Below are 25,589 nucleotides of genomic sequence, written 5' to 3'. Positions count from 1 at the left end.
CTCCGCCTCGCCGAGCGTGAAGGCCACCTCGAACGGCACCCCGCGCCCGACCAGGTAGAGACAGTCGATCAGCGCGGGGTGCCGGCTCAGTTTCCCGCGAGCGCCTTCACCGTATCGGCATCCTCCGGCTGCAACGCCGCCGCCGCCGCCTCGATGCCCGCCTCGCCGAGCCGCTCGACGGCGTTTTCCACCGCCGCCTCGCTCGCCGGAAACGGCAGCGGCACGCCATCGATCGCGCTGACCGACGCCGCCAGCGAGGCGACGCCGAGATACGCCTCGTTCATCGACAGCTCCGGCCCGAGCGCCTTGAACAGGCGCAGCCGGTCGAGCATCGTCAGCGGCCGCAACGCGAGCACCCGCCCGCGCGCGTCCTCCACCGCGCCGCCGCTCATACGCGCCTGCGCGTCGAGGCGAAGAAGTCGAGCTTCTGCGCCACCGGCATGTCGCCGCGATACACGCCCGCCGAGCTGAGCTTGAACACGACCCCATCGAACTGGTAGGTCGAGGTCGATCCGTCAGTTTCATTCACATATTGATAGAGCGTTCCCGGCGGGATCGCCTGCCCCGACAGATAGGCCTGCTCGATCTGCGCCATGAAATCGTCGGCCGCCGAGGTGCCGCGGTCGAGCAGGAAACTTCCCTGCCATCCCCTCGGCAGTTCGGCGCCGAGCTGCACCCCGTCGAGCCGGTCGACGCGCACGCTCTGCGTCACCTGGCTCACCTCGAATCCGGTCACATGGGCAAGATCGACCCGGCCGAACGGCCCCATGACGACGAGCTGGCAATCATTGCCAACGGTAAACGTGTTGTATGGCATCTGCTACCTCACACCGTGCCCTGGGGCAGGGTCTGCTGGCTGACCTGCACGGTCTGCCCGCCCTCGACATTGACGATGAACCGCTCGTTGATCGCCTGGTACTGCACCTGCACATCGGCCTGCACATAGCCAAGCCCGGTGCGCGAAGGCGGATTGTTCGAGGCATCGCACACCACCGCGAAGGGCAAAGCCCCGTTGGTGGTGCCGAGCATGCCCTGGCCGAGCATCGTGTTCAGGAAGGCCAGCAGCGTGCCGCGGATGCGGCGGAACAGCGTCTCGTTCACCAGCTGGCCGACATACTGCCCCATCCCCGCCGACAGGGTGGCGGCGATGTAGTTGGTCATGCGGGTGTAGTTGTCCCCGTTGGTCGCACTGTCGGACGAAGCGTTGAACCCGCCGCGCACGCCCCAGAACGCCCCGCCCGGCTGCGGATTGGCGATCACGTCGATCCCGGCCGACATCAGCGCCGACAGATCGGCCGACGAATAGGTGCTGGTGGTGCCGGATGCGGCGCGCCCCGATTTCTGGCTGCCGACGACGCCATAGAGCGGCTTGTTCAGCGAGCTCTGTTCCGGCGAGAGATTGGCGAGCCGCCCGGCCACGAAACCCTGCGGCGACACCAGCCGGGTCATCCCGTTCGCCTGGTCGTACCACCAGATCCAGTCGCCGAACATCACCTTGGCAGCATAGGAATCGATCCCCGCCGTCCGCTTCGCCGACACCGCATTGGCGATCGTGTCGCCCGGCGGCCCGGCCAGGATCATGTAGCAGCCTTCCTCGAGGCCGAAGGCGACGGTCGGGCTCCACTGCGTCGGATCGTCGAGATCGGCCAGCACCGCGATCCCGCAGCCCTGCCCGCGCAGCGCATACATCCCGCTCCGCGGCAGCGTGTCTTGGCCCACGAGCGAGGCGGCGGTCAGCCCGCCGGCGCCGTCGCTGCCCGGCGTGCCGGCCGCGAACGGATAGACCCCCGTCACCGGCGGGGTCGACAACGTGCCGGCACTCGCCACCACCAGCTCGGAGGCGCCGCGCAGCGGCCCCGTCCCGGCATTCACCGCATTCGCCGCCGCCTGCCAGAACGCGGCTCCGGTGCCGGCGATGTTGTCGAACACCTCCGGCGTGCGCCCCGGCAGCGCCACGGTCAGCCGCCAGCTGTTCGCCGCCGACCCGGCCGAAACCGTCACCGTGATCGCGTTGCCGAGCGATCCGGTATGGAGCGCCGTCAGCGTCAGCGCGCCGAGAATGGAAACCGAGGCCGCGGCATCGGTGCCGTCGCTCACCCGCACGCAGCGGAAATTCGACGCCCCCTGCTGCACCGCCACGGCCACCGCCGTGCCCATGTCGTATTGCCGCGCCATCACCGGCCCGAAGGATGCGGCATAGTCGCCCATCGAGCCGACGATCATCGGCTCGCCCACCGGCCCCCACGATGCCGAGCCGACCACGCCGAGCACATCGGTCGGCACGCCGTTGAGCAGCAGCGTCTGCGGCGGCACGATCTGCACATAGAGGTCGGGAACGATCAGCGCCGTCGTGTTCAGCGCGCCTGCCTGCGATATCGGCATGCCTCAGCCCTCCGCCACAACCCGCACGACCGACCCGGCCTGGGCGGACGCCAGCACGGCGTCGATCTTCGCCGCGTCGGTAATCGTGTCGCCCCGCCTGAAGCCCTCGAACGGCTTCACCACCACCAGTTTGATCTTCATCGTCTCTCCTTCAGCCGGTCATGCCGGCGATGAACGCGCCGCCCGCCGCGATCCCGCCGACCCCGAACAGCATGGCCGGCGTCGTCATCGCCTCGGTCGTCGGATATTCCGCGTCGTAAATGAGGTCCCGCCGGTACAGCCCGGCATCGATCGACCTGTCCGTGGTCTCGGTGCCCACAAAGCGCAGCCGCGCCGCCGCGCCATCGGCGAGGCCGATGAACTGCGGCGCCGCCAGCGCGGGGTCGATCACCGCCGTCGCCGCGTCCCGCGTCAGCGGGTCCGGGCACCACAGCGAAATCCGGAACGGCTGCACCTGGCGCTTGATCTCCCGCAGCGCGACACCCCCAGCCACGACGCGGGCGATCAGCCCGTGCGCCGCCGGCACGCTCAGCGTCGTCCCCGCGTAATTCACCAGCCACCCCGCCGCGCGCAGCAGAGCGGCGAGATTGCTCGCCACACTCGCCGGCGTGTCGCGCGCCTGCACCGCATAGGGAAAGATCGCGCCATCGACGGCGATGCCGGCGAGCTGCCCGGCCGCGCATTGCCCCGTGAACGTCGCCGCCATTCCCGCGACGCTGACCGACAGCGTCGCCGGCACCGGTGCCATCTCGATCCATTCGCGCGGATAGCGCGTCACGTTGCGCACACCGCCCGGCTCGGCGAACACGGTGGCGTGCATCACGCCCCGCGCGAGATCCGCCTCCAGCGCCGGCGCGTTCGGCATGCCGCGATAGACCCGGCACGTCACCATCCCGTCCGGCCCGGCGATCGCCGATGCCGCCGCCGTTCCCGCCGGATAGGAAGCCGTCGCGATCAGCGAGACGATCGCGTTCTCGACATCCTGCTGCCCCGCCATCAGACGATGCTCGCCGAAAGCGCGAGCCGCCAGATCCCGCCGAACAGCTCCGCCTGGTCGATCACGAACTGCCGCCCGCGCGCATCGCGCACCACATCCGCCACGTCCGGCGCCAGCCCCTCCACCGCCGCCACCGCGGCGATGTAGCCCGGCGCGCGCGTGTCGTCCGGCAGCCCGGCCTCGGCATGGGTCCCGCCCCGCGCCGGCAGCAGCGCCGCCGGAAATCCGGCCAGCACGCCGCGCGCCCCGGCGCCGAGAATCGCCCCATAGGGATTGATCCCCGGCACCGCCTGCGCCGCCGGCCGCCAGATCGACAGCGTCTCGTTGCAGCGCGCCCCCAGCACCGGCGCCGGCGGCTCGTTGTTCACCACGAGAAACGTCCCCGCCGGCCCTGCGACATAATCCCCGGCGCGCACATAGGCTTGGTCCAGCACGAGTTGCCGATAGGGCAGGCCGAGCGGCGCCGGCCCGCGCACCGAGCCCGAGACCGGCAACACCAGCACGCCCAGCCGCACCAGCCGGTTCGCCGCGACGATCGGGCACGCCCCGTCGCGCGGCCGGTAGGCGTCGCAGATCACGCCCGCCTTGCGCGCGGCCATGCCGCCGCCGAAGGCGATCCGGTCCGCCAGCCGCGTTCCATCCATGAAGACCTCAAACGATCAGGGTGATGCCATCCGAGGGGCCGAGCGCCGGCCCCGGCGGCAGGCCGAGAAACCCGCACAGTCGCCGCCGCCACTGGTCGAACAGGGCGGCACGGTCGCGCACCTCGTTGGCGTTGTGCTGCCAGCCGGCCGCCGCCTCGGTATCGAGATTGCCGCTCGCCTCCGGAATCGCGACCTCCAGCGCGGCGAGGGTGGCAAGGTAGTTCACCACCACCGCCACCTCTTCCGCCGCCAGGTTGTTCATCCGGTATTCAAGCGTGCCGTAGGCCTGGAAGAACCGCCAGGACTGGAATCCCGCCGCCCCGGCGCCATAGGCCGGATAGCCGCAGAACCGCCGCACATCGACCTTCTGCGCCTCGCTCAGCGTGCCGGGCGCGCTCGAAACACTGCCCGACATGTCAGTAGACCGAGCCGTCGCCGCGGGTGAAATAGACCGTGCCGGCGCCCGAGGCGAGCACGGCGCTCGCCTCGCTCACGAGCCGCCCGGAATCGATCAGCATGCGCCCGCCCGGCGGCACCGGCGTATCCGCCGCACTCGCCGGGCTCATCCCCGCGGTGCCCAGCCGCACGAACGCGACGGACGCCGCGGCGTTGTAGACGAGCAGGCTCGACCCGCCGCCGGAAAGCGCGGTCGAGGCCGCGCTGGTCGAGGCGGCGACGGACGCGGTGCCCGATGGCCTGAAGGGAAGCGAGGACCCGATTGACATGTTCGCCCCCTCCTCAGCCGATATGCTCGATCATCACCGCGCGCTTGAAGTTGGAATTGGTCGCGGTCGGGATGGTGTTCGGCGTCGTCGTGGTGTCGGACGGCGCGCAGAACCCGCCGATCCAGTACCAGGACTGGGCGATGATCTGCTGCAGCCGGTCGATCGGCTCGCGCGTGACCATGGCGACACCGTCGATGATGTGCACCAGCGCATCCTTCGGCGCGACGTCGTCCGCGCCGATGCCGGCGAAATCCGCCTCGATCAGCGCGCCCTTGCCGCAGACGATCGGCCGGCGGATGTACAGCCCCGCCAGTGTGGGATGCGACTGCACATAGGCCTCGGTCGTGGTGATGAAGCGCAGGCCGAGGAAGTCGTTGACCATGCCCTGGCGGAACACCGCGTTGCTCGACGTCGCGCCCTGGAACAGCTGCCGGAAATCCGGATCGGCGAAGAGCTGCCGGGCCGAGACCGGATCGAGATAGCAGTTGTAGACACCGTCGATTTCCGGCACCGCGTTCTGCCGCAGCGTCGCCACCGCATCGAGCAGGGCGGACATGGTCAGCGTGTCGGTCGCCTGCAGCGCGCTGGTCGTCCCGGCCCCCTGCGGCCGGACGATGGCACTCGCCGTCGCGGCGCGCACCGCATTGCCGGCGGTGCCGTCAGATACGCTGACGTCGTTGGAAAAGGTCAGGGTTCCCGAAATCCCGCCCGGCGCCGACGATGCGTTGTTGACATCCGGCGTCACGCCAATGAGCAGATACGTATTCGAACCAACCGTTACCGTCAGCGGATAGCTGGCCGAAACCGCCGTCTGCACGCCGTTGACGAAAACGGTGGTGAAACCGCGAATATCATCGACCTCGATGCTCGGCGCCGCGCTCGCCAGCGTGGCGCTCACGCGTGTGTTGCCGCCGAAATAGGGGGCGAACAGCGCGTTGCGCGCCAGCTCGTCAAGGCTGCGCGCCGCCTGCTCGCCATTGGTCGCGGCATTCTGCAGGAACTGCGAGGCGATGCCGACGCGGCTGGTCACCATGTTCAGGTCCTGCGTCGCCGCGTAGAAATTCAGCGTCACGGTATACTGCTCGACACCCCAGCCCTGCGGCGTCAGCCCGTTATCGAGATTGGTGTTGGTCGCGGCGGCCAGCGGCGTGGTGACCGAGGGCTTCAGCCCGGCGCGGGTCTTGGTCAGCGTCTCGCCGATGCCGACGGCGAAGCTCTCGCGATCCGCCACCATCCGGTAGCCGAGCCGCGAGCGCAGCGCCTGCTCGAATTCGCGCTCGAGGAAGCCCTGCTGGATGATCGGCTGCAGCGAGGCGGGAAAATTCGAAATACCCATGTCGTGTTCCTTCTGGATGACGCAATTCGCCGCACCCCGTCGCGCGGGGCACGGTTGTCTGACAACGCGTTAATTTGTTGAAAGCGGCCGGCGGCCGGCTCAGCCCCCGGCGCGCCGAAGCAGTTCGGCACGCGCCGCGCGCCACTCGGCCTCGCTCAGCTCGGTCGCATGGCGGGCGCGCGGCGGCTCCGCCCGCGGCACCGACGCCGTGGATGACGATGACGGCGCGCCGAACAGCCAGGGCTTGTCCCGCTTCAGCTGCGCCATCAGCGCCGCCGCGTCCGGCGCCGTGCCGTCCTCGGCCGGCGTCATCGCCGCCGGGTCGATCAGTCTCAGCCCGTCAAGATCGATCATGCCGGCCCTGACCGCCTCGATCCTGAGTTCGGCCCGCCGCAGCCGCTCGGCGTGTTCGCGCCGCAGCGCCTCCATCGCCTGCTCGGCCGCCATCGCCCTGGCCTGCCAGTCCTCAGGCGCCGCCTGCGGCTCGTCCGGCAGCCCCTCGTGCTCCGCGAATTCGTCGCTCATGCCCCGTTCCGTTCCAGTTGGTCCCCCTCATCGGCGATGCGCGCGAGTTCCGCCGCCGCATCCCCGATCACATGACTGGCGGCGAGACTCTTCACCGCCGTCTCGCGCGAGAGCTGGCCCGCATTGACCAGCGTCGCGATCGCCTGCGCCTCCTTCAGCCGGTCATCGGCCGAGGCGGCATACCAGCGCGGCCAGCGCAGGCTCAGCCGCAGGTCGGGATCGACCCGCGGCACCGTCCGGCCCATCACCTTCACGTCGAACCGCGCCGCCGCCCGCAGCGCCATCCGCAGCAGCGGCAGCAACCCGCCCTCGCCATAGGCAATCCGCAGATTGTCGGCGAGCCAGATCAACCCCTGGTTCATCAGCTCCAGCGCCCGGCCCGATTGCGGCGCCGCCAGCCGGTCGGCGCTGGCGCGGTTGCCATGCACGCTCTCCAGCGCGAACTCGCGCAGCGTCCGCACGTAGTCGATCACCGCGGCCGAGGCGGTGCCGCCAATCTCCAGCAGCTTGGCATCGCCCTTTTCCGAGACGATCAGCGCATTCCCCGCGCCCTTGACCATCTCGCGGTCGGTCGTCGCCGGCTCCTTGATCAACAGCGTCGGATCGGAGGCATATTTCAGCCCGCGCCCCACCTGCGACAGCTGGTAATCGATCTCGATCGATGTCTCGATCGCCGCGCGAAAGGTACAGGCGCCATCGGCGCCCTCGCCGCCCGGCAGGTTGCGGATCCACACGATCGGCACGAAGCCGAGGTCATGCCGCACGCTCCGCGCCCGATCCGGCGCGGCGGGCAGCCCTTCGCCCACCGGCACCGGCTCGAACCAGGTCTCCGCCTGCGCATCCCAGCGCCGCTGGAACCAGTAGGTCTGGCCGGGATCGATCCCCTGATAGCCCTGGCCGATCAGTTCCGCGCCCCGCACCTTGTAGAGCTCGGTCACCTGCTCCAGCGTGTCCGGCGCATCCTCCCGCCAGCGCGGCGTCAGGTATTGCGTCTCCATCACCGAACAGAAGAACCGCCCCTTCAGCACCCGGAGCAGGATCGCCACCGAGCCGACCGATCCGCGCAGCGCCGCGTCGATCATCACCTCGTTGAGCCGGCATTCGCCGAGGAGGTCGGCCAGCAGCGTCTCGATCTCCGGCTCCGCGCATTCGACGGCGGGGAAATGCCCCGCGCTGAACAGCAGCGAAACCGAATCCTCCACCACGATCCGGCACAGCCCGTAGCGCACCGAAGGCCGCCGCGCCCGCAGCGGCACATATTCGCCCGCCCCGTTGCGCTCCTCCTGGAACGCATAGGGCAGCGCGTCATAGATCGTCCCGTCCAGCACCCGGCGATAGATCTCCAGCCGCCGCGCCCGTGGCGCGAGGTGCGGATCGGCCGGGATCGTCTGGCAGATCGTGTCGAACATGAATTCAGCGCCCCATCAGAGAAAAATTCACCATCCGCGCCGCCACCGGCGCCTGGCCGAGCGTCGCCTCGGCGCGCGCCAGCGCGTCGACCTGGTCGTCCTTCTCGCCATCGGGAAAGGCCCGCAGCTCGGCGAGAAACGCGTCGGTCCAGCCGGCGCGCACCACGCGCGTCCCGCCGGCGCCGATCCGCGCCGCGGCCGGCATCGCCCGCGTCTGTTTCGATCCCGATTCCGGACTGGCGATCACCGTGAACCCGTCCAGCACCCGCCGCAGATGCGCGACCTGCGCGACGCCGGCCTGTCCCGGGTCCTGCGGCAGCGCGATCGCGGTGCCCCGCCCGTCCGCCTCGGCGGTCGCCCGCAGCAAGGCCTCGACCGCCGCCGGCCCCGCCCGCACCCGCACCACGTCGAGCACGACATGCGTGCCATCGGCGGTCAGCCCGAGCTTCAACCCCACGGTCCAGTCCGGATTCCGCCCGGCCGATGCCGCCGTCGCCGCCAGGTCCCAGGCGCGCACGGTGCGCACCACCGCCGGCGGCGCGTCGACGAAGCCGAGCCTGTCGAGTTCGAACAGCGTCCCGCCATCGCGCATCGGCCGCTGCTGGTAGAGCGCGGCGAACACGCGCTCGCCCACCGTCGCCCGCCGCCGGGCGATCGCCCGCGCATCCTCCCATTCCGGCCAGAGCGCCTCGCCCGGCGCCCGTCCGAGCGGGTCGTCCGCCTCGGCGAGTGCCGGCAGCCGCAGCACCGTCCAGCCGCTCTCCCGGGCCATCAGCCGCCCGGCGAGATCGTCCTCATGCCAGCGCGTCATCACCAGCACGACGCGCCCGCCCGGCTTCAGCCGCGAGAGCAGTTCGGCGCGATACCAGTCATGCAGCGCGTCCCGCGCCGCCCGGCTGTCCGCCTCGGCCCAGGATTTCACCGGATCGTCGATCAGGATCAGATCCGCCCGCCGTCCGGTGATCGGCCCGCGCACCCCGGCGGCGAAATACTGGCCACCCCCCTGCAACGAAAACCGCCCCGCCGCCCGGTTGCCGGCGTCGAGAAGCAGGCCGAAATCCTCGCCCGCCTCGGCGATCAGCGCGCGCAACCGGCGGCCGAAATATTCGGCGAGCGAGGCCGTATGGCTCGCCGCGATCACCTCGCCCGCCGGATGGCGGGTGAACCAGAACGCCGGAAACAGCACCGAGGCATAGGTCGATTTCGCCGCCCCCGGCGGCATCTGCACCATCAGCCGGTCGACCTGGCCGGCCGCCACGCGCTCCAGCGCGTCGATCATCGCGAGCTGGTGCCGCGCCGGCCGCAAGCCCTGCGCCTCCAGCACCGCGGCGGCGAACCGGCGGAAATCGCGGGGCCGAACCGCCCCCCCTCTGGCTCCGTCGCAGCACATCATGCACCGCGCCGCGCACAGAACCTCATCATGACCGGAGGGATAGCCCAAAACGGGGCGGGTGGGAAAGCAGAAAAAACGCTATGTTAGATTTTTTCTTTCCCCCGAAGGCTCCACCCTCGGCTCAGGGGAAGCCGAACGCGACACCCATCTCGCCGCGCGCGGCGAAAGTGCTGCTCGTCGGCTCATAGAATCCGTTGGACGGTTTCGATCCGGCATAGTTGAAATGCCGCATCTCCAGCCCGGCGAAGACGTGCCAGACATTGTCGAGCCGCCAGTCGGCGCCGAGCCGCACGGCCTCCTCGCCGCTGGTGCCGAAGCTGCCGGAGAATCCGAGCGCCGGCGCCGAAACGCCGCCGCCCACCACTGCCAGTCCCTCCGCCGAGGCGGAGAGGACGAGCCGCCCCGTCGCCGCATAATCGAGCTTCGCGCCGAACCCGGCCAGCGCCGCGTGATAGAAACTGCCATAGCCGCCGCTACCGCCGATATTGCGCGACCAGCTCTGATAGCCGGCGGCAATGAAGGGCAGCACGCTGACCGCGTGGCTCAGCGGCACGGCAACGCCGAGCTGGACCTCGACATGGTTGAACCGCGCCGCTTCGGACTGGTCGTATGGCACGAGCCCCTGCGACGTTCCCTGCAGGTAGCCCTGATATCCCAGCGCGCCGCCCGAGAAATCGTAGACCACGCCGGTATAGACGTCCGGCAGGCCCAAGGCCGGGCCGAGCCGCGAGGCGCCGAGGCTGAACCCCGGCAGCACGCCGCTCTCCTGGTCGGAGGTGTTGTCGAACCCTTCGTGATAGCTGTACCCCGTCGCCGTGATGCCGAGCGAAACCCGGGTCTCGGCCGCGGCAATCGCCGGGTTCACGCCCTGCGCCCGCGCGCACGGCGCGAGCCGCGCCAGCGCGAGAGCCAGTCCGAGCGCACAAAGGATATTCCTCGTCACAGCCGCCATTCCAGATCAATCTTGCGTAACACAATTTATCGCAAGAAAACCTGAACGTCTGCTTAACTTTGAGATGCCGGCGCGAATTCCACACATGTCACCCATCCGCCACGCCATGGCCGCGCGGGTCAGTGAAGCTGGAACATATGCGGGCTGCGCATCTCCCCTGGCGTGATCAGCGCGGCCGTGCCCACCCGCACCGAATGCAGCTTGCCCTCGATCTGCCGGCTCCAGAAATCGAGGAACCGGTACAGCACCGGGTAGCGCGGCGCGATATCGAGGTCCTGCCACACGAAACTCTGCAGAACGCCCGGATGGTCGGGCAGATGGTAGAGAATCTCGGCGGTCGTCAGCCGGTATCCCTCGAGCTGTCGGCTCAGTGTCATGATCTGTCTCCGTCGCACTGTCATCGGCGGGCCGTGCGAGTCCGCTCCTCCTGACCATGACGATGCCATGACACCCCCGGGGGTTGGCAAGAAAAATCTTTCTTATCAACACTTTAGCACTCACCTCGGGCAATTGCTGCCGGACTTGACATCGGTTGCCCACAACACTATCCCTTTGGCACTCTCCCGGTGAGAGTGCTAGCAAGCATCCGGTGCCTATCGAGAGGGCCGGCGCTGCTGAGCCCGTCACTGTTGCAACAGACTTCTGAAGTCAGGAGCGAGCCACATGAAATTCCGTCCCCTGCACGACCGCGTGGTCGTTCGCCGGCTGAACGCCGAGGAGAAGACCGCCGGCGGCATCATCATCCCCGACACCGCCAAGGAAAAGCCGATGGAAGGCGAGGTCATCGCCGTTGGCCCGGGTGCCCGCAACGAGGCCGGCGCCGTCGTCGCGCTCGACGTCAAGGCCGGCGACCGCATCCTGTTCGGCAAGTGGTCGGGCACCGAGGTCAAGATCGACGGCGAAGAGCTGCTGATCATGAAGGAATCCGACATCATGGGCATCATCGAGGGTACGGCTTCGAAGAAGAAGGCCGCCTGATCACCCCCGGTTTCCCCTCCGATATCGCATAAAGGAAGTTACACATGGCTGCTAAAGACGTCCGCTTCTCGGCCGACGCCCGCGAACGCCTCATCCGCGGTGTCGACCTGCTCGCCAACGCGGTGAAGGTCACCCTCGGCCCCAAGGGCCGCAACGTCGTCATCGAGAAGAGCTTCGGTTCGCCCCGCATCACCAAAGACGGTGTGACGGTCGCGAAGGAAATCGAACTCGCCGACAAGTTCGAGAACATGGGCGCGCAGATGGTGCGCGAAGTGGCCTCGAAGACCAACGACCTCGCCGGTGACGGCACCACCACCGCGACCGTCCTTGCCCAGGCGATCGTCCGCGAGGGTGCGAAGGCGGTTGCCGCCGGCATGAACCCGATGGACCTGAAGCGCGGCATCGACAAGGCGGTGAACGCCATCGTCGACGAGCTGAAGAAGCGCACCAAGAAGATCACGACCCCGAGCGAGACCGCCCAGGTCGGCACCATCTCCGCCAACGGCGAGGCCGAGATCGGCAAGATGATCTCCGAGGCGATGCAGAAGGTCGGCAACGAGGGCGTCATCACGGTCGAGGAAGCCAAGGGCATCCAGACCGAGCTCGACGTCGTCGAGGGCATGCAGTTCGACCGCGGCTACGTCTCGCCCTACTTCATCACCAACCCGGAGAAGATGGTCGCGGATCTCGACAATCCGTACATCCTGATCCACGAGAAGAAGCTCTCCGGCCTGCAGCCGATGCTGCCGCTGCTCGAAAGCATCGTCCAGTCCGGCAAGCCGCTGCTGATCATCGCCGAGGACGTCGAGGGCGAGGCGCTGGCCACCCTGGTCGTCAACAAGCTGCGTGGCGGCCTCAAGATCGCCGCCGTCAAGGCGCCCGGCTTCGGTGACCGCCGCAAGGCCATGCTGGAAGACATCGCGATCCTCACCGGCGGCCAGGTCATCAGCGAAGATCTCGGCATCAAGCTCGAGACCGTGACGCTGAACATGCTCGGCCGCGCGAAGAAGGTGCTGATCGAGAAGGAAAACACCACGATCGTCGAAGGTGCCGGCAAGAAGGCCGACATCACCGGCCGCTGCAACCAGATCCGCGCGCAGATCGAGGAGACCACCTCGGACTACGACCGCGAGAAGCTGCAGGAGCGCCTGGCGAAGCTGGCCGGCGGCGTTGCCGTCATCCGCGTCGGCGGCGCCTCGGAGACCGAGGTGAAGGAGCGCAAGGACCGCGTGGACGACGCGCTGCACGCGACCCGCGCCGCCGTCGAGGAAGGCATCGTCCCGGGTGGCGGCGTGGCCCTCGCCCGCGCCTCGCTCGCGATCAACAAGCTCAAGGCCGATAACGACGACCAGCGCTTCGGCATCGACATCATCCGCAAGGCGGTGCTCGCGCCGATGCGCCAGATCGCCGAGAACGCCGGCGAAGACGGCGCCGTGATCTCCGGCAAGGTGCTCGACAACGACGACTACAGCTTCGGCTTCGATGCCCAGTCCGGCGAGTTCAAGGACATGGTCAAGGCCGGCATCATCGACCCGACCAAGGTCGTCCGCACCGCGCTGCAGGACGCCGCCTCGGTCGCCGGTCTGCTCATCACGACCGAAGCGATGGTCGCCGAGCGTCCGGAAAAGAAGGCCCCCGCCGGTGGCGACGCCGGAATGGGCGGCATGGGCGGCATGGGCGGCATGGATTTCTGATCCGCCGCTCCAGGCTCAGGCCCGGATACCGGAAAGCCGTGGGGGCAACCCCACGGCTTTTCTCTTGAGCCCCGCCTTTTTGCGCCGCGCCGCCGTTCAGCCCCGCCGCCGCTCCAGCCCGAACGCCCAGGCCGCCACCGCCAGCCCCGCCAGCGCGAGCGCAGCGCCCAGCAGCGGCAGGCTCCGATAGCCGATCCCGGCGCCCAGCGCCGCCCCGCCCAGCCACGCCCCGCCGGCATTGCCGAGATTGAACGCCCCCTGGTTGATCGTCGAGGCAAGGTTCGGCGCATCCCGCGCATGGTCGATCACCCGCGTCTGCAACGGCGAGACCAGGGTGAACACCGCCATCCCCCAGCCCGCCATCACCAGCACGGCCACCAGGCCGAACGGCAGCGCCGCCCGCAGCGCCACCAGCAGCACGGCGATCGCCGACAGCGTCGCGACGATCGTGCGCGCCGCATGCCGGTCCGCGAGCCGCCCGCCGAGCAGCCCGCCCGCCGTCAGCCCGGCGCCGAACACCAGCAGCGCCACGCTGACCCAGTGCGGCGACAGCCCGCCCACCCGTTCGAGCATCGGCGCGATATAGGTGAACACGCTGAACAGGCTCGCCGAGCTCAGCACCGCCATCAGCATGGCGAGCAGCACCTGCGACCGTCCGAGAATCCGCACCTCGTTGAGCAGCCTGGCCGATCCCGCCCGCAGGTCGCGCGGCAGCAGCAGCGCGATCGCCGCCATCGCGACAAGGCCGATCGCCGCCACCACCCAGAAGGTCGCCCGCCATCCCGCCGCCTGGCCGAGGATGGTGCCCGCCGGCACGCCGAGCACATTGGCGAGCGTGAGGCCGAGAAACACCAGCGCCACCGCCCGCGCCCGCTTCTCCCGCGGCGCCAGCTCCGCCGCGACGACCGAGCCGATCCCGAAGAACGCCCCGTGCGACAGCGAGGTGACCACCCGCGCCGCCAGCATCGTGTCATAGCCCGGCGCCAGCGCGCAGAGCGCGTTGCCCAGCACGAACACGCCCATCAGCCCGAGCAGCGCCGCCCTGCGCGGCCACCGCCCGACCAGCACCGCGAGGAACGGCGAGCCGAAGCTCACCCCCAGCGCATAGGCGCTGACCAGAAATCCCGCGCGCGGGATCGAGACCGAGAAATCGCGCGCGAGATCGGGCACCAGCCCGACGATGACGAACTCGCTCGTGCCGATGGCGAAGCTCGCGACGATGAGCGCGAGCAGGGGAAGTTTCATGCCGGAATTCCGCGAAAAGAGAACGGCAATGAACACGCCGCCGGCGCCGGCGGCAACGCCCGCCGGCGGAACTCAGCCCCGTGTCTGCGGATTGTCGAAGCGCGGCGAGCGCATCCGGTGGATCGCCGCCTTCAGCGCATCGGCGAAATCCCGCCGCTCCGCATCCCCCAGCGCCATGCCGACGATCTGCCGCGCCTCCCGGTTCGCCACCGAGACGATCGGATTGGTCCCCGCCTGTTCCTCGACATCGACGCGCAGCCACCCCGCCTCCAGCCGCACCTCGCTCCTGCGCCCGCCCGGCGTGGTGCGGGTGATGGTCAGCGCCTCGTCGGTCAGCACGATCACCTCGGACGCCTTCGCCCCGCGCATGTTCATCCCGTAGAGCGTGACGGCGAGGATGAGATCGGCCCCGTTGAACCCAATCACCGGCATCGCGCCCAGCCGCCACATCAGGCTGGTCACCAGCAACGAGCCGGTCGCCATCACCCCGAACACGACGAACATGCCGCGCCGGCTCATGCTCCGGTGCGGCGTCAGCACCGCCTGGAAAATCGGCCGTCCCTGTCCGGCCATACCCAACGCTTCCGCCATGACGTTATCTTCGCATCGAATGCGCATTCCGCAAGCATGGATGCTTGCCAAAATCCCCCCCGCCCCGCACAAATCGCGGATGCCGACCGCCACCGAACCGCCCCCCAAGCGCCGCCCCACCGTCCCGCAGGCCCGCGTGCGCAGGATGAAAACGGCGGATATCCGCCCCTTCCTCGAAGCCATCTCGGCCGGCAACCCCGAGCCGCGCACCGAGCTCCACTACGCCGACCCGTTCTCGCTGCTCGTCGCCGTCGTCCTTTCCGCGCAGACGACGGACGCCGCGGTGAACAAGGCGACCCCCGGCCTGTTCGCCGCCGCCCCCACCCCGGCGGCGATGGCGGCCCTCGGCGCCGAGGGCATCGGCCCGCATATCCGCTCGATCGGCCTCTGGCAGTCCAAGGCGAGGAACGTCGCCGCCCTCGCCGAGCTCCTCGTCGAGCGGCATGGCGGCGCGGTCCCCGCCGAGCGCGAGGCGCTCGAGGCCCTGCCCGGCGTCGGCCGCAAGACCGCGAATGTCGTGCTCAACGAAATCTTCGGCCAGCCCACCATGGCGGTGGACACCCACATCTTCCGCCTCGCCAACCGCACCGGCCTCGCCCCCGGCAAGACCGTGCGCGAGGTGGAGGACGGCCTGGTCAGGCGCATCCCGCCCGACCTGCTGCGCCGCGCCCATCACTGGCTGATCCTGCACGGGCGCTATGTCTGCAAGGCCCGCCAGCCCGAATGCTGGCGCTGCCCCGGCGCGCAATGGTGCGTCTTCACCCCCAAACCCGCGGCACCCGCGAGGGGCCGCCGGGCATGAGCGCGTCCTCCGGCTTCCGCCTCGCGAAGACCCTCGGCCTCGCCGCCGTCGTCGCCTCGGCCGTCACCCAGGAATACGGCGCCGGAATCAACTTCGTCGTCCCCCAGAGCCTCGGCGTCTATCCCGGCATCGGCGCGCTGGTGCCGCTGGCGATGTTCGCGACAGGCCTCGTCATCTTCCTGAAGGTCTTCCTCTACGCCCGGTTCTCCCGCGCCATGCCGCGCGCCGGCTCGTCCTATGTCTGGACGGTGCGCGCCCTCAACCTGCCGCTCGGCTTCATCCTGCATTTCGTCTGGTGGGCCAGCATCACCGCGGCGATGGGCTTCATCGCCTTCGCCTTCGGCAATTTCCTCGGCAACGCGATGGTCAATGCCGGCTTCGCCGCCGGCCACCTGCTGCTCTCGAAGCCCGGCCATCTCGTCCTCGGCCTCGCCGCACTCTGGATCATCTACGGCATCCATGTCGCCGGCATCCGCGATTACGGCCGCCTCGTCGTCATCCTGCTCGCGCTCGTCGTGGTCACCGCCCTCGCCGTCGGCGTCATCGGCTTCGCCGCCGACCCCGCCGCCCTGCTGCACACCGCCGCGGCGCGCACCGGCATCGCCTTCGCCCGCCCCGCCGCCGCCCCGCCCTTCGACGCGCACGCCTTCCTCGCCGTCTGCACCCTGTTCATCTTCGCCTATGGCGGGCTGTCCGGCGCGCCCGCCCTGTCGGGCGAGACCGAACACGCCGAAACCGTGATGCCGCGCGGCATCGTCATCGCCTGGCTCACCTCGGTCGTGCTGTTCTCGCTGGTCGCCGCGGCGCTGCTGCACGCCGTGCCCTGGTGGGCGGCGCTGGACCTCATCCGCCACAAGCACGCCTCCCTCGTCACCGCCCCCGGCATCATCGGCCTCGCCGCCCCGCGCCCGCTCGCCGCGGCGCTCGACCTCGTGATCGCGCTCATCGTCGGCAAGACGCTCGCGCCGCAGATGGTCGTCACCTCGCGCATGCTCTTCGCCTGGGCCGAGGACGGGCTGATCCCCGCCCGCTTCGCCGAAACCTCGCGCCGCCGCGCCCCGGTCGCCGCCCTCACCCTCACCGTCGTGCTCGCCTCGCTCTTCCTCGTGCAGGCGACCTATATCGGCTGGGCCTTCGGCATCGTCGCCCGCTCGGTCACCATCCTGCTGGTCTGGCTCGCCGTCGCCTGCGCCGCGCTCAACCTGCGCTACAACCCGCGCCATGCCAGCCATGGCTGGTCCGAGCCCTTCCGCCGCGGCGTCATGGTCGTGCCCGTCGCCCTGCTCTCCATCGTCGTCACCATCGCGCTGATCCGCTCGGTGCTGGTGCTGCCCCACGCGCCCTTCTACGTCCAGCCGCTGTTCCAGGGCGCGGTGATGGCGCTGATCGGCACGGCGCTCTATCTCCGCGCCCGCCGCGTCGCCCCCGGCCTCGCCGCCGTCACCGCAACGCTCCCCCTCGAATAGCGCCCCCTTCCGCGCCGCGCCGCGACGCCATATACGAACCGCATGGCAGCGGCCCGACCCTTTCTGAAAATGCACGGCGCCGGGAACGATTTCGTCGTTCTCGATGCCCGCGCGCACCCGCTTGACCTCGCCCCCGCCGCCGCCGCCCGCATCGCCGACCGTCACCGCGGCGTCGGCTGCGACCAGATCATCCTGATCGAGCCGGACGACGGCGCCGCCGCCTTCATGCGCATCCTCAACGCCGATGGCTCGGAATCCGGCGCCTGCGGCAACGCCACGCGCTGCGTCGCCGCCCTGCTCGCCGGCGAAACCGGCGCCCGCCGCCTCGCCATCCGCACCAATGCCGGCCTGCTGCCCGCCGAAATCAAGGGCCCCACCCTGGTCGAGGTCGACATGGGCGCGCCGAAACTCGGCTGGGAAGACATTCCCCTGGCCGAACCGGCGGACACGCTCTCGCTCCGCCTCGCCCTCGGCCCGGTGCAGAACCCCGCCGCCTGCTCGATGGGCAACCCCCACGCCACCTTCTTCGTCGACGACCTGACCCACCTGCAGATCGAGACGATCGGCCCCAAGCTCGAACACGCCCGCCTCTTCCCCGAGCGCGCCAATATCGGCTTCGCCCGGATCGACGCGCCGGACCGCATCCGCCTGCGCGTCTGGGAACGCGGCGCCGGCCTCACCCTCGCCTGCGGTTCCGGCGCCTGCGCCGCCCTGGTCAACGCCCATCGCCGCGGCCTCGCCGCCCGCCGCGCCGAGATCGAGATGGACGGCGGCACCCTCACCCTCACCTGGCGCGACGACGGCCACGTGCTGATGGAAGGCCCCGTCGCCCTGGTCTTCGAGGGCGAGCTGGACGCGGCCATGCTCGCGCCATGAGCCTCGACATCCTCACCTTCGGCTGCCGCCTCAACGCCTTCGAGAGCGAGGTGATGCGCGGCCATGCCGAGGCCGCCGGGCTCGGCGACGCCGTCATCGTCAACACCTGCGCCGTCACCGCCGAGGCCGAGCGCCAGGCCCGCCAGGCCATACGCCGCGCCCACCGCGCCGACCCCGGCGCGAAAATCATCGTCACCGGCTGCGCCGCCCAGATCGACCCGGCCGCCTGGTCGAGCATCGAGGGTGTCGCCCGCGTCCTCGGCAACGCCGAGAAGCTCACGCCCGAGGCCTGGCGGTCGGAAGCGCCGGTCCTCGTCGCCGACATCATGCAGCTCCGCCAGACCGCCGCCCACCTGATCGAGGGCTTCGGCACCCGCGCGCGCGCCTTCATCGAGGTGCAGCAGGGCTGCGATCACCGCTGCACCTTCTGCATCATCCCCTATGGCCGCGGCCCCTCGCGCTCGATCCCGCTCGGCGCCGTGGTCGAGCAGGTCCGCACCCTCGTCGCCAATGGCTACAACGAGGTGGTGCTCACCGGCGTCGACCTCACCTCCTACGGCGCCGACCTGCCCGGCGCGCCGAAACTCGGCCAGCTCTGCCGCCGCCTGCTCGCCGCCGTGCCGGACCTGCCGCGCCTGCGCCTCTCCTCGATCGACCCCGCCGAGATCGACGACGATCTCTGGCGCCTGCTCGAATCCGAGCCCCGGCTGATGCCGCATCTGCATCTCTCGGTGCAGGCCGGATCCGACCTCATCCTCAAGCGCATGAAGCGCCGCCATCTCCGCCACCACGTCATCGAGGCCGCCGTCCGCGCCCGCGCGCTCCGCCCCGACATCGCCCTCGGCGCCGACCTCATCGCCGGTTTCCCCACCGAAACCGAGGCGCATTTCGCCGAAACCCTCGCGCTGGTCGACGACGCCGGGCTCGACTATCTCCACGTCTTCCCCTTCTCCGCCCGCAAGGGCACGCCCGCCGCGCGCATCCCCGCTTTGCCGATGGCCGAACGCCGCGCCCGCGCCGCCCGCCTGCGCGAGGCCGGCGCCCGCCGCGCCGAAGCCCGCTTCCGCGCCATGACCGGCACCACCGTCACCGCCCTGGCCGAGACCGAAACCGCCGGCCACACCGAAACCTTCGCGCCGATCCGCTTTTCCGCACCCGTCACCCCGGGCGCGCTCGTCACGGCGAGGATCACCGGCGCGGATGCCACCGGCGTGACCGCAGGAGCAGAATGATGGCGCTCGGCTTTCTCTCGCGCCTCAAATCCGGCCTCACCCGCAGCACCCAGAAGCTCGCCGCCGGCATCACCGACACCTTCACCAAGCGCAAGCTCGACGACGCGGCGCTGGAAGAGCTCGAAGACCTGCTCATCACCGCCGATCTCGGCCCCGCCGCCGCCGCCCGCGTCATCCGCGCCTTCCGCCGCACCCGCTTCGGCCAGGACGTTTCCGCTCCCGAAATCCGCGCGTCGCTGGCCGAGGAGGTGGCGAAAATCCTCGCCCCCGTCGCGCAGCCGCTCGCGATCGACCGGAGCAAAAACCCGTTCGTGATCCTGATGGTCGGCGTCAACGGCACCGGCAAGACCACCACGATCGGCAAGCTCGCCCAGTCCTATGCCGAGGCCGGCGCCAGACCCCTGCTCGTCGCCGGCGACACGTTCCGCGCCGCCGCGGTCGAACAGCTCCAGGTCTGGGGCGAGCGGACCGGCGCGCCGGTGATGACCGGCCCCGCCAACGCCGACCCCGCCGGCCTCGCCTTCGACGCCATCGCCCGCGCCCGGCGCGACGGGCACGACATCGTGCTGATCGACACCGCCGGCCGCCTGCACAACAAGGCCGCGCTGATGGAGGAGCTGCGCAAGATCATCCGCGTCATCCGCAAGCAGGATGAAACCGCCCCCCACGCCGTGCTGCTGACGCTCGACGCCACCACCGGCCAGAACGCCATCGCCCAGGTCGCCACCTTCAAGGAGATGGTCGATCTCACCGGGCTGATCGTCACCAAGCTCGACGGCTCGGCCCGCGCCGGCGTCGTCGTCGCCCTGGCCGAAACCGCCGCCCTGCCGATCCATGCCGTGGGCGTCGGCGAACAGGCGGCCGATCTCCGCCCGTTCGACGCCACCGAATTCGCCCGCGCGCTGACCGGCGCCGATGCCGACCGCCCCGCCTGAAATCTTGCGCCGTCCCGGATCATCCGGAAACCCGACGATCCGCGCATTGCTGAATGTCAGCGGCGATTTGCAGACACCAAAAGGCGACCTGCCGTAGCGTGACGGCTCGCGCCGCCCCGCCTTACCAGTCCCGCCTCACCAGCTGCGCCTCACCAGTCGCGCCGATACCAGTGATGCCAGTGGTGATACGGCCGGTATCCGCCGTCATATCCCGCGCCGCGCCCATGCAACGGCGCATTGTCCGGCCGCGATCCGATGAAGCGCCGATAAGCAGAAATCCAGTCCCGCGCGATCATCCGCCGCGCCTCGTCCAGCCCCAGCCGATGCGCGCAGACCAGCCGCGCCATCCGCGCCTCCAGCCGGTCCTTCGCATAGGAGCCCCACTGCCCCCGCCCGAGATGCGGCTCCGGCCAGAGATTCGCCGGGCTGGTTGGCGAGCCGCCGAGCGCGAGCGGGATCAGGTGATCCTCCTCGTATTTCCAGGGCTGCGCATCGGCATAGCCATAGCGCCGGATCTGCGCCTTCTTCAGCGGCTCGGTATAGGACACCGGCGGCCGCACCGTCCGCGTCCAGCCGCGCCGGCAGATCGTGGCACCGATCGTCGCCTCGCGCACCGCGGGGTTGATCGCCCCCGGCGTCAGCGCCGGATCGGGCAGCGCCGAAGCCCCCCGCGCCGCCGCCACCCCGCCGGCCAGCATCCAGGCCGCCGCGACCAGACCGATCCATCTCCTGTTCGAAATCATCTCTGGAACATAACGTGAACATGTAAACATCAGGTTAACGCCGCCAGCCCCGCGCGCAATTTCGTCATCGCCCGCTCCAGCTTTTCCGGGCTCTGGGCGAAGCAGATCCGCAAATGCCCCTCGCCCGCCGCGCCGAACGCGATCCCCGGCGCCACCGCCACCTTGTGCGCGATGGCGAGGTGCCGCGCCAGTTCCAGGCTGTCCGCCACCCCCTCGATCCGCGCGAAGGCATAGAGCCCGGCCGGCGCCGCGCTGTAGCGCACGCGGTTGAGCCCGGCGAGCCCGGCGCCGACGATCGCCCGCCCCTCGGCGCAGAACGCCCGGAACCCGGCGACATAGTCCTCGCACTCCAGCGCCGCCCGCGCCGCCTCCTGCGCGAAGGGCGCCACGCCGGAATGCGTCGCCTCGATCAGCTCGCCCACCGCGTCCCGCTCGCCCTCCGGCAGCACCAGCCAGCCGACGCGGAATCCCGTCATCGCCCAGGTCTTCGACACCGAATTGGCGACGATCACCCGATCCTCCGGCCCCGCATGGTCCAGCGCCGAGGGCGCCGCCGCCCGCCCGTCGAAACTCAGCCGCGAATACACCTCGTCCGACAGCAGCCACACGCCCCGCCGCCGGCAGATCTCCAGGATGGCGACGATCTCCGCGTCGCTCGCCATCCACCCGGTCGGGTTGTTCGGCGAATTGAGGCAGAACACCCGCGCGCCGTCGAGGGCCGCGTCCAGCCGGTCGAGATCGAGGCGGAATCCGCCCGCCCCGTCCTCGTCCAGCGGCAGCCGCACCACCTCGGCCCGCCGCGCCAGCGCCGCCCCGGCGAGGTTCGGCCATTCCGGCTCGTGGATCACCACCTTGTCGCCCTGCCGCAAGATCGCGGTGAAGGCGACGCCGATCGCCGCCATGCCCGAGGCGGTCACCGCGATCCGCGTCTCCGCCACCGGTTTCGCGTGCACCCGGCTCAGATAATCCGCCAGCGCGAGGCGGAGCGACAGCCGCCCCCGGCTGTCCACGTAATGCGTGTCCCCGGCCTCGACGGCGCGGATCAGCGCCGCCCGCGCCGCGTCCGGCGGCGCCCGGTCGGACTCGCCGAACGCCAGGTTGTCCACCGCCGGGTCGGCAAAGGCCAGCCGCCCGATATCGCCGATCTTCGATCGCGGAATCCGAATGATATCCATTGACCACCCTGAAAGGCGGCGTCAGCCCGCGCGCACCACGCCGCGTTCGGTCGCCACCGCATGAAGGCGCGCATCCTGCGGTCCCACCGGCACCTCGTCCACCTCCTGCGATGCATAGGCGCACCCCAGCCGGAACGCATCGGGCAGGCCGGCCAGCGTGCGGTCGTAATACCCCGCGCCATAGCCAAGCCGGTTGCCCCGCCGGTCGAAGGCCAGCAGCGGCACCAGCACGAAATCGGGCACGATCTCCTCGCCCTCGGGGTGCGAGGTGCCGAACCGCCCCGGCACCAGCGCCGCGCCGCGCCGCCAGCGCCGGAAGGTGAGCGGCAGGCCGCGCCTCGGCGTCACCGGCAGGCCGATCGCATGCCCCCGCGCCTCCAGCTCGGCCAGCAGCGGCCGGATGTCGATTTCCGCCCCGATCGGCCAGAACCCCGAAACCACCGCGCCGGCGGGCGGCGGGCACTGCTCCAGCACCACGGCGGCCAGGCGCGCGCCGAGTGCCGGGTCGAGCCCGTCGCGCCGGTCGAGGGCGGCCTGCCGCGCCGCCGCCTTGCGGGCGATGAGATCGAGCTCGGTCATGCTGTCGGGGAGAGGAGCAAAAGTGCGAAGCCGCCCTGGCCGTTGGCGTTGACATCCTCCCAGAGCCTGCGTGAGCAGGTGGGCGCCGGAAATACCGGAACCACGGTTCCGACAGAGCCAGCTCCCTGGGAGATACTTACTGGCCCCGGGGATGTGCTTGCCTGACGCACCGGGCAGCCTCGCCCCCGCAACTTAGGACTCCGCGAGGTCCGCCGCAATCTCCTCCGCGCGCGCGGCGACGCGCCGCAGCCTTGCGACATGCTCGGGGGAAACGCCGGTGGGCTTCGCCACCCGCAACGCCTCGTGGGTGGCCCGCAGGTCGTGCAGCTCGTCGGCCAGCAGAAGTGCCGCCAGCACCAGCAGCCGCGCCTCGCCGGTCTGCTCGCCGATCGCCTTGATGCTGCTCACCCGGCGGTCGATCTCGGCGGCCATCGCCTGCAAGTGCCGCTCCTGCCCGTCCTCGCAGCTCACCGAATAGGAGAAGCCGTTGATGCGGATGTTCACGTTCGCCATGTCAGCCCTGCTCCACCCGGTCGGCCTCGTCGAGCGCCGCCCGCAGTTGCTCGATCATCCGGTCGAGCGCCGCGGCGACCTCGGCCCGCCCGTCGCTTCCGCCCGGCGGGGCCGGCCGCGCCGCATGGGCGGCGATGCGCGCCAGCGCCGCTTCGAGCCGCTCGATCGCCTGAATTTCGGTTTCCTGCTCCGCCATGCGATGCTTATCGCGGATTTTGCGTTACAATGAAAGCCGCTTAACCCGCAGCCGCGCTGGAAACCCGAGCCGACCGATGATCACCGCCTTCAACCACGCCCTGGCTCCCTGGATCGCCGCCTATGGCAGCCTGGCGGTGGCCGCGCTGATCATGCTGGAAAGCCTCGGCCTGCCGCTGCCCGGCGAAACCGCCCTGGTCTCCGCGGCGATCTATGCCGGCACCACCCACCGGATCGACATTTCGGTCCTCATCCTCGCCGCCGCGGCGGGTGCCATCGTCGGCGGCGCCGCCGGCTACTGGATCGGCCGCAACGCCGGCTACCCGGTGCTGCTCCGCCATGGCCGCCATATCGGCCTGACCGAGCGCCGGCTGCGCGCCGGCCACTGGCTGTTCGAGAACCATGGCGGCAAGATCGTCGTCTTCGGCCGTTTCTTCGCGGTGATGCGCGCCCTCGCCGCGCTGCTCGCCGGCGTCACGGTGATGGAGTGGCGCCGCTTCATCGCCTTCCAGACCCTCGCCTGCCTCATCTGGGCCGGCATCTATGGCGGCGTCGCCTACATCTTCGGCAAGCAGATCAACCGCTTCGCCGGCCCGCTCGGCGCCGCCGCGGCGGTCGTCATCGTCGCCGTCGGCGTGGCGATGGTGGTCCTCGCCCGCCGCCACGGCGAGCGGCTCGAACGCGCCGCCGCCGCCCGCGCCACCCTCCCCGACCAGCTTCCGCACAAGAGATGACCGCAACATTGCTGATCGCCGGGCTCGGCTATACCGGCCGCGCCGTCGCCACCGCCGCCCGCGATGCGGGCTTCGCCGTCCTCGCCACCGCGCGCGACCCGGCGGGCAGATCCGCGCCCGAGGGTGTGGCGCTCGTCCCCTTCGCCGAGGCCGCCGCCGCGCTGCCGGACGCGACCCATCTGCTGGTCACCGCCGCCCCCGGCGAGGCCGGCGATCCGCTCCTCGCCCTCTGCGCCGATGCCATCGCCGCCGCCCCGGCGCTGCGCTGGATCGGCTATTTCTCCACCACCGGCGTCTATGGCGACCGCCAGGGCGGCAGCGTCGACGAAACCACGCCGCCCGCCCCCGGCTCGCCGCGCACCCTCCGGCGCGTCGAGGCGGAGCAGAACTGGGCGGCGATGGCGAACGACCACCGCGCCGTCGACATCATCCGCCTCGCCGGCATCTACGGCCCCGGCCGCTCCGCCATCGACGACCTGCGCGCCGGCACCGCCCGCCGGATCGACCGGCCGGGGCAAAAATTCAGCCGCATCCATGTGGACGACATCGCCGGCGGCACGCTCGCGTCCATCGCCACGGCCACCGGCGGCGTGCGCATCCTCAACTTCGCCGATGACGAACCCGCCCCGAGCGCCGATGTCATCGCCCATGCCGCATCCCTGCTCGGCATCGCCCCGCCGCCGCTGATCCCCTTCGACGAGGCGCGGCGCGGAATGTCGCCGATGGCGCTGTCCTTCTGGTCGGAAAACCGCATCGTGCGGAGCGAGGGCACCAGGGCGGCGCTGCGCCGCCCTTGGCGTTTTCCCTCCTACCGCGAGGGGCTCGAAGCCATCCTCGCGGCGGAAACCGGGGCCTGACGGCCTCCAAAGCCGCTCCGGCCCTCACCGGGCCGGAGCCGGAGCAAAACTACTTCGCGGCGCGGGCGAGGCTCTGGCTGATCGCCGCCTCGGCGGATTCGCGGCCTTCCCAGCCGGTCACCTTCACCCACTTGCCCTTCTCCAGGTCCTTGTAATGGGTGAAGAAATGCTCGATCGCGTCGCGCGTGATCGCCGGCAGCTGGTCGACCTCGGTCACGCCGGAGAATTGCGGGTGGATCTTGTCATGCGGCACGCAGACGATCTTCTCGTCCTGCCCCGCCTCGTCTTCCATCCGCAGCACGCCGATCGGCCGCGCCCGGATCACCGCCCCCGGCACCACCGCCGCCGGCACCAGCACCAGCGCGTCCGCCGGGTCGCCATCGTCGGCGAGGGTGTTGGGAATGAACCCGTAGGCCGCCGGATAGGCCATCGGGGTGAACAGGAAGCGGTCCACCATCACCGCCCCGCTCTCCTTGTCGACCTCGTATTTCACCGCCGAGCCCTGCGGAATCTCGATCACCACATGAATGTCGGACGGCGGCGCCTTGCCGGCCGGGATCTTGGAAACGTCCATGGCGGAACCTCCTGAATGATGTCGCGCGCCTTCTAGC

The 25,589-nt window shown here is 70.3% G+C and carries 31 protein-coding genes and 1 other RNA gene; 9 read left to right on the top strand and 23 right to left on the bottom strand.

The window, feature by feature from the left end; genetic code table 11:
* Nucleotides 1-86: 86 nt before the first annotated feature.
* The 14 genes from ACMV_RS14100 to ACMV_RS14040 all read right to left on the bottom strand — a co-directional run bounded on the left by ACMV_RS14100 (nt 87) and on the right by ACMV_RS14040 (nt 10,740).
* Nucleotides 87-392: a hypothetical protein gene (locus ACMV_RS14100; RefSeq protein WP_007421566.1), complete on the bottom strand. Its 306-nt coding sequence runs from the start codon at nt 390-392 to the stop codon at nt 87-89.
* Nucleotides 389-817: a hypothetical protein gene (locus ACMV_RS14095; protein WP_007421565.1), complete on the bottom strand. Its 429-nt coding sequence runs from the start codon at nt 815-817 to the stop codon at nt 389-391. The genes ACMV_RS14100 and ACMV_RS14095 overlap by 4 nt, the downstream gene beginning before the upstream one ends.
* Before the next feature lie 8 nt (nt 818-825).
* Nucleotides 826-2,382: a tail protein gene (locus ACMV_RS14090; RefSeq protein ID WP_007421564.1), complete on the bottom strand. Its 1,557-nt coding sequence runs from the start codon at nt 2,380-2,382 to the stop codon at nt 826-828.
* A gap of 3 nt (nt 2,383-2,385) precedes the next feature.
* Entirely contained in the window at nt 2,386-2,523 is a 138-nt protein-coding gene (locus tag ACMV_RS21240) for a hypothetical protein (protein WP_013640860.1), read from the bottom strand.
* A gap of 10 nt (nt 2,524-2,533) precedes the next feature.
* Nucleotides 2,534-3,379 carry a hypothetical protein gene (locus ACMV_RS14085; RefSeq protein WP_013640859.1) on the bottom strand — a complete coding sequence of 282 codons (846 nt, stop codon included), beginning with the start codon at nt 3,377-3,379 and terminating at the stop codon, nt 2,534-2,536.
* On the bottom strand, nt 3,379-4,023 hold the full coding sequence (locus tag ACMV_RS14080) for a hypothetical protein (RefSeq protein ID WP_013640858.1): 645 nt from the start codon (nt 4,021-4,023) through the stop codon (nt 3,379-3,381). The genes ACMV_RS14085 and ACMV_RS14080 overlap by 1 nt, the downstream gene beginning before the upstream one ends.
* A gap of 7 nt (nt 4,024-4,030) precedes the next feature.
* Nucleotides 4,031-4,438: a hypothetical protein gene (locus tag ACMV_RS14075; RefSeq protein WP_012040108.1), complete on the bottom strand. Its 408-nt coding sequence runs from the start codon at nt 4,436-4,438 to the stop codon at nt 4,031-4,033.
* 1 nt (nt 4,439) lies between these two features.
* On the bottom strand, nt 4,440-4,748 hold the full coding sequence (locus ACMV_RS14070; RefSeq protein ID WP_007423130.1) for a hypothetical protein: 309 nt from the start codon (nt 4,746-4,748) through the stop codon (nt 4,440-4,442).
* 13 nt (nt 4,749-4,761) lie between these two features.
* Nucleotides 4,762-6,084, bottom strand: a complete 1,323-nt coding sequence (locus tag ACMV_RS14065; RefSeq protein WP_007423131.1) for a DUF4043 family protein — start codon at nt 6,082-6,084, stop codon at nt 4,762-4,764.
* A gap of 99 nt (nt 6,085-6,183) precedes the next feature.
* The gene (locus ACMV_RS14060; RefSeq protein ID WP_007423132.1) at nt 6,184-6,609 is read right to left on the bottom strand and encodes a hypothetical protein; all 426 of its coding nucleotides are present in this window, start codon (nt 6,607-6,609) and stop codon (nt 6,184-6,186) included.
* Nucleotides 6,606-8,018 carry a phage portal protein gene (locus tag ACMV_RS14055; protein ID WP_013640857.1) on the bottom strand — a complete coding sequence of 471 codons (1,413 nt, stop codon included), beginning with the start codon at nt 8,016-8,018 and terminating at the stop codon, nt 6,606-6,608. Before ACMV_RS14055 ends, ACMV_RS14060 begins: the two co-directional genes overlap by 4 nt.
* Nucleotides 8,019-8,022: 4 nt before the next feature.
* Entirely contained in the window at nt 8,023-9,411 is a 1,389-nt protein-coding gene (gene terL, locus ACMV_RS14050) for a phage terminase large subunit (protein WP_231295283.1), read from the bottom strand.
* Nucleotides 9,412-9,532: 121 nt separating this feature from the next.
* On the bottom strand, nt 9,533-10,363 hold the full coding sequence (locus tag ACMV_RS14045) for a hypothetical protein (RefSeq protein ID WP_007423237.1): 831 nt from the start codon (nt 10,361-10,363) through the stop codon (nt 9,533-9,535).
* A 119-nt stretch (nt 10,364-10,482) separates the two neighbouring features.
* Complete coding sequence (locus ACMV_RS14040; protein ID WP_373856265.1) at nt 10,483-10,740, bottom strand: usg protein; 258 nt, start codon at nt 10,738-10,740, stop codon at nt 10,483-10,485.
* A gap of 286 nt (nt 10,741-11,026) precedes the next feature.
* Between ACMV_RS14040 and groES the strand changes: the two genes are divergently transcribed.
* Together groES and groL are read left to right on the top strand one after the other, a co-directional pair.
* Nucleotides 11,027-11,341 carry a co-chaperone GroES gene (gene groES, locus ACMV_RS14035; protein ID WP_007423235.1) on the top strand — a complete coding sequence of 105 codons (315 nt, stop codon included), beginning with the start codon at nt 11,027-11,029 and terminating at the stop codon, nt 11,339-11,341.
* Between the two features lie 44 nt (nt 11,342-11,385).
* Complete coding sequence (gene groL, locus ACMV_RS14030; RefSeq protein WP_007423234.1) at nt 11,386-13,035, top strand: chaperonin GroEL; 1,650 nt, start codon at nt 11,386-11,388, stop codon at nt 13,033-13,035.
* Nucleotides 13,036-13,131: 96 nt separating this feature from the next.
* Here the strand turns inward: groL and ACMV_RS14025 are convergent, their stop codons facing one another.
* Entirely contained in the window at nt 13,132-14,280 is a 1,149-nt protein-coding gene (locus ACMV_RS14025) for an MFS transporter (protein ID WP_013640855.1), read from the bottom strand.
* Between the two features lie 72 nt (nt 14,281-14,352).
* Entirely contained in the window at nt 14,353-14,871 is a 519-nt protein-coding gene (locus tag ACMV_RS14020; RefSeq protein WP_231295282.1) for a DUF2244 domain-containing protein, read from the bottom strand.
* Nucleotides 14,872-15,016: 145 nt separating this feature from the next.
* Between ACMV_RS14020 and nth the strand changes: the two genes are divergently transcribed.
* The 5 genes from nth to ftsY are packed head-to-tail and all read left to right on the top strand — an operon-like array spanning nt 15,017 to nt 20,182.
* Nucleotides 15,017-15,673 carry an endonuclease III gene (nth, locus tag ACMV_RS14015; protein ID WP_007423313.1) on the top strand — a complete coding sequence of 219 codons (657 nt, stop codon included), beginning with the start codon at nt 15,017-15,019 and terminating at the stop codon, nt 15,671-15,673.
* The gene (locus tag ACMV_RS14010) at nt 15,670-17,139 is read left to right on the top strand and encodes an APC family permease (RefSeq protein ID WP_007423315.1); all 1,470 of its coding nucleotides are present in this window, start codon (nt 15,670-15,672) and stop codon (nt 17,137-17,139) included. Before nth ends, ACMV_RS14010 begins: the two co-directional genes overlap by 4 nt.
* Before the next feature lie 42 nt (nt 17,140-17,181).
* The gene (dapF, locus tag ACMV_RS14005; RefSeq protein ID WP_013640854.1) at nt 17,182-18,015 is read left to right on the top strand and encodes a diaminopimelate epimerase; all 834 of its coding nucleotides are present in this window, start codon (nt 17,182-17,184) and stop codon (nt 18,013-18,015) included.
* Nucleotides 18,012-19,247 (top strand): tRNA (N(6)-L-threonylcarbamoyladenosine(37)-C(2))-methylthiotransferase MtaB, encoded by a 1,236-nt coding sequence (gene mtaB / locus ACMV_RS14000; protein ID WP_013640853.1) that lies wholly within the window; start codon nt 18,012-18,014, stop codon nt 19,245-19,247. The genes dapF and mtaB overlap by 4 nt, the downstream gene beginning before the upstream one ends.
* A complete protein-coding gene (gene ftsY / locus ACMV_RS13995; RefSeq protein WP_035187383.1) occupies nt 19,247-20,182 on the top strand; it encodes a signal recognition particle-docking protein FtsY in 936 nt (311 codons plus the stop codon). The genes mtaB and ftsY overlap by 1 nt, the downstream gene beginning before the upstream one ends.
* Nucleotides 20,183-20,331: 149 nt before the next feature.
* On the opposite strand, the gene ACMV_RS13990 is transcribed toward ftsY, so the two are convergent.
* From ACMV_RS13990 to ACMV_RS13970, 6 genes are all read right to left on the bottom strand, one after another.
* Entirely contained in the window at nt 20,332-20,925 is a 594-nt protein-coding gene (locus tag ACMV_RS13990) for a hypothetical protein (RefSeq protein ID WP_085947341.1), read from the bottom strand.
* Nucleotides 20,926-20,954: 29 nt separating this feature from the next.
* A complete protein-coding gene (locus ACMV_RS13985; protein WP_012040097.1) occupies nt 20,955-22,100 on the bottom strand; it encodes an aminotransferase class I/II-fold pyridoxal phosphate-dependent enzyme in 1,146 nt (381 codons plus the stop codon).
* A gap of 21 nt (nt 22,101-22,121) precedes the next feature.
* Complete coding sequence (locus tag ACMV_RS13980; protein WP_007423532.1) at nt 22,122-22,679, bottom strand: 5-formyltetrahydrofolate cyclo-ligase; 558 nt, start codon at nt 22,677-22,679, stop codon at nt 22,122-22,124.
* A 23-nt stretch (nt 22,680-22,702) separates the two neighbouring features.
* Nucleotides 22,703-22,862, bottom strand: a non-coding RNA gene (gene ssrS, locus ACMV_RS20015) — 6S RNA.
* A gap of 9 nt (nt 22,863-22,871) precedes the next feature.
* The gene (gene zapA / locus ACMV_RS13975; protein ID WP_013640851.1) at nt 22,872-23,192 is read right to left on the bottom strand and encodes a cell division protein ZapA; all 321 of its coding nucleotides are present in this window, start codon (nt 23,190-23,192) and stop codon (nt 22,872-22,874) included.
* Nucleotide 23,193: 1 nt separating this feature from the next.
* Nucleotides 23,194-23,388, bottom strand: a complete 195-nt coding sequence (locus ACMV_RS13970; protein ID WP_013640850.1) for a hypothetical protein — start codon at nt 23,386-23,388, stop codon at nt 23,194-23,196.
* Between the two features lie 76 nt (nt 23,389-23,464).
* On the opposite strand from ACMV_RS13970, the gene ACMV_RS13965 reads away from it, so the two are divergent.
* Together ACMV_RS13965 and ACMV_RS13960 are read left to right on the top strand one after the other, a co-directional pair.
* The gene (locus tag ACMV_RS13965; protein WP_012040095.1) at nt 23,465-24,121 is read left to right on the top strand and encodes a DedA family protein; all 657 of its coding nucleotides are present in this window, start codon (nt 23,465-23,467) and stop codon (nt 24,119-24,121) included.
* A complete protein-coding gene (locus tag ACMV_RS13960; protein WP_013640849.1) occupies nt 24,118-24,978 on the top strand; it encodes a Rossmann-fold NAD(P)-binding domain-containing protein in 861 nt (286 codons plus the stop codon). Before ACMV_RS13965 ends, ACMV_RS13960 begins: the two co-directional genes overlap by 4 nt.
* A gap of 49 nt (nt 24,979-25,027) precedes the next feature.
* Here ACMV_RS13960 and ppa read toward each other — a convergent pair whose 3' ends face one another.
* A complete protein-coding gene (gene ppa, locus ACMV_RS13955; protein ID WP_007422764.1) occupies nt 25,028-25,552 on the bottom strand; it encodes an inorganic diphosphatase in 525 nt (174 codons plus the stop codon).
* Nucleotides 25,553-25,589: the final 37 nt, after the last annotated feature.

The organism is Acidiphilium multivorum AIU301 (genome assembly GCF_000202835.1).
Lineage (GTDB): Bacteria > Pseudomonadota > Alphaproteobacteria > Acetobacterales > Acetobacteraceae > Acidiphilium > Acidiphilium multivorum.
This window is presented reverse-complemented; position numbering and strand designations above follow the sequence as displayed.

Coding starts and splice junctions, on each gene's coding strand:
- nth (WP_007423313.1), top strand. CDS start 15,017: ATGAAAACGGCGGATATCCGCCCCTTCCTCGAAGCCATCTCGGCCGGC.
- ACMV_RS14020 (WP_231295282.1), bottom strand. CDS start 14,871: ATGGCGGAAGCGTTGGGTATGGCCGGACAGGGACGGCCGATTTTCCAG.
- ACMV_RS14060 (WP_007423132.1), bottom strand. CDS start 6,609: ATGAGCGACGAATTCGCGGAGCACGAGGGGCTGCCGGACGAGCCGCAG.
- ACMV_RS14055 (WP_013640857.1), bottom strand. CDS start 8,018: ATGTTCGACACGATCTGCCAGACGATCCCGGCCGATCCGCACCTCGCG.
- ACMV_RS13990 (WP_085947341.1), bottom strand. CDS start 20,925: ATGATTTCGAACAGGAGATGGATCGGTCTGGTCGCGGCGGCCTGGATG.
- ACMV_RS13960 (WP_013640849.1), top strand. CDS start 24,118: ATGACCGCAACATTGCTGATCGCCGGGCTCGGCTATACCGGCCGCGCC.
- ACMV_RS14065 (WP_007423131.1), bottom strand. CDS start 6,084: ATGGGTATTTCGAATTTTCCCGCCTCGCTGCAGCCGATCATCCAGCAG.
- ACMV_RS14080 (WP_013640858.1), bottom strand. CDS start 4,023: ATGGATGGAACGCGGCTGGCGGACCGGATCGCCTTCGGCGGCGGCATG.
- ACMV_RS13985 (WP_012040097.1), bottom strand. CDS start 22,100: ATGGATATCATTCGGATTCCGCGATCGAAGATCGGCGATATCGGGCGG.
- ppa (WP_007422764.1), bottom strand. CDS start 25,552: ATGGACGTTTCCAAGATCCCGGCCGGCAAGGCGCCGCCGTCCGACATT.
- dapF (WP_013640854.1), top strand. CDS start 17,182: ATGGCAGCGGCCCGACCCTTTCTGAAAATGCACGGCGCCGGGAACGAT.
- ACMV_RS14040 (WP_373856265.1), bottom strand. CDS start 10,740: ATGACACTGAGCCGACAGCTCGAGGGATACCGGCTGACGACCGCCGAG.
- ACMV_RS13970 (WP_013640850.1), bottom strand. CDS start 23,388: ATGGCGGAGCAGGAAACCGAAATTCAGGCGATCGAGCGGCTCGAAGCG.
- ACMV_RS14010 (WP_007423315.1), top strand. CDS start 15,670: ATGAGCGCGTCCTCCGGCTTCCGCCTCGCGAAGACCCTCGGCCTCGCC.
- ACMV_RS14075 (WP_012040108.1), bottom strand. CDS start 4,438: ATGTCGGGCAGTGTTTCGAGCGCGCCCGGCACGCTGAGCGAGGCGCAG.
- ACMV_RS14070 (WP_007423130.1), bottom strand. CDS start 4,748: ATGTCAATCGGGTCCTCGCTTCCCTTCAGGCCATCGGGCACCGCGTCC.
- groES (WP_007423235.1), top strand. CDS start 11,027: ATGAAATTCCGTCCCCTGCACGACCGCGTGGTCGTTCGCCGGCTGAAC.
- ACMV_RS14090 (WP_007421564.1), bottom strand. CDS start 2,382: ATGCCGATATCGCAGGCAGGCGCGCTGAACACGACGGCGCTGATCGTT.
- ACMV_RS13980 (WP_007423532.1), bottom strand. CDS start 22,679: ATGACCGAGCTCGATCTCATCGCCCGCAAGGCGGCGGCGCGGCAGGCC.
- zapA (WP_013640851.1), bottom strand. CDS start 23,192: ATGGCGAACGTGAACATCCGCATCAACGGCTTCTCCTATTCGGTGAGC.
- terL (WP_231295283.1), bottom strand. CDS start 9,411: ATGATGTGCTGCGACGGAGCCAGAGGGGGGGCGGTTCGGCCCCGCGAT.
- ACMV_RS14100 (WP_007421566.1), bottom strand. CDS start 392: ATGAGCGGCGGCGCGGTGGAGGACGCGCGCGGGCGGGTGCTCGCGTTG.
- ACMV_RS13965 (WP_012040095.1), top strand. CDS start 23,465: ATGATCACCGCCTTCAACCACGCCCTGGCTCCCTGGATCGCCGCCTAT.
- ACMV_RS14045 (WP_007423237.1), bottom strand. CDS start 10,363: ATGGCGGCTGTGACGAGGAATATCCTTTGTGCGCTCGGACTGGCTCTC.
- groL (WP_007423234.1), top strand. CDS start 11,386: ATGGCTGCTAAAGACGTCCGCTTCTCGGCCGACGCCCGCGAACGCCTC.
- ACMV_RS21240 (WP_013640860.1), bottom strand. CDS start 2,523: ATGAAGATCAAACTGGTGGTGGTGAAGCCGTTCGAGGGCTTCAGGCGG.
- ACMV_RS14095 (WP_007421565.1), bottom strand. CDS start 817: ATGCCATACAACACGTTTACCGTTGGCAATGATTGCCAGCTCGTCGTC.
- mtaB (WP_013640853.1), top strand. CDS start 18,012: ATGAGCCTCGACATCCTCACCTTCGGCTGCCGCCTCAACGCCTTCGAG.
- ACMV_RS14025 (WP_013640855.1), bottom strand. CDS start 14,280: ATGAAACTTCCCCTGCTCGCGCTCATCGTCGCGAGCTTCGCCATCGGC.
- ACMV_RS14085 (WP_013640859.1), bottom strand. CDS start 3,379: ATGGCGGGGCAGCAGGATGTCGAGAACGCGATCGTCTCGCTGATCGCG.
- ftsY (WP_035187383.1), top strand. CDS start 19,247: ATGGCGCTCGGCTTTCTCTCGCGCCTCAAATCCGGCCTCACCCGCAGC.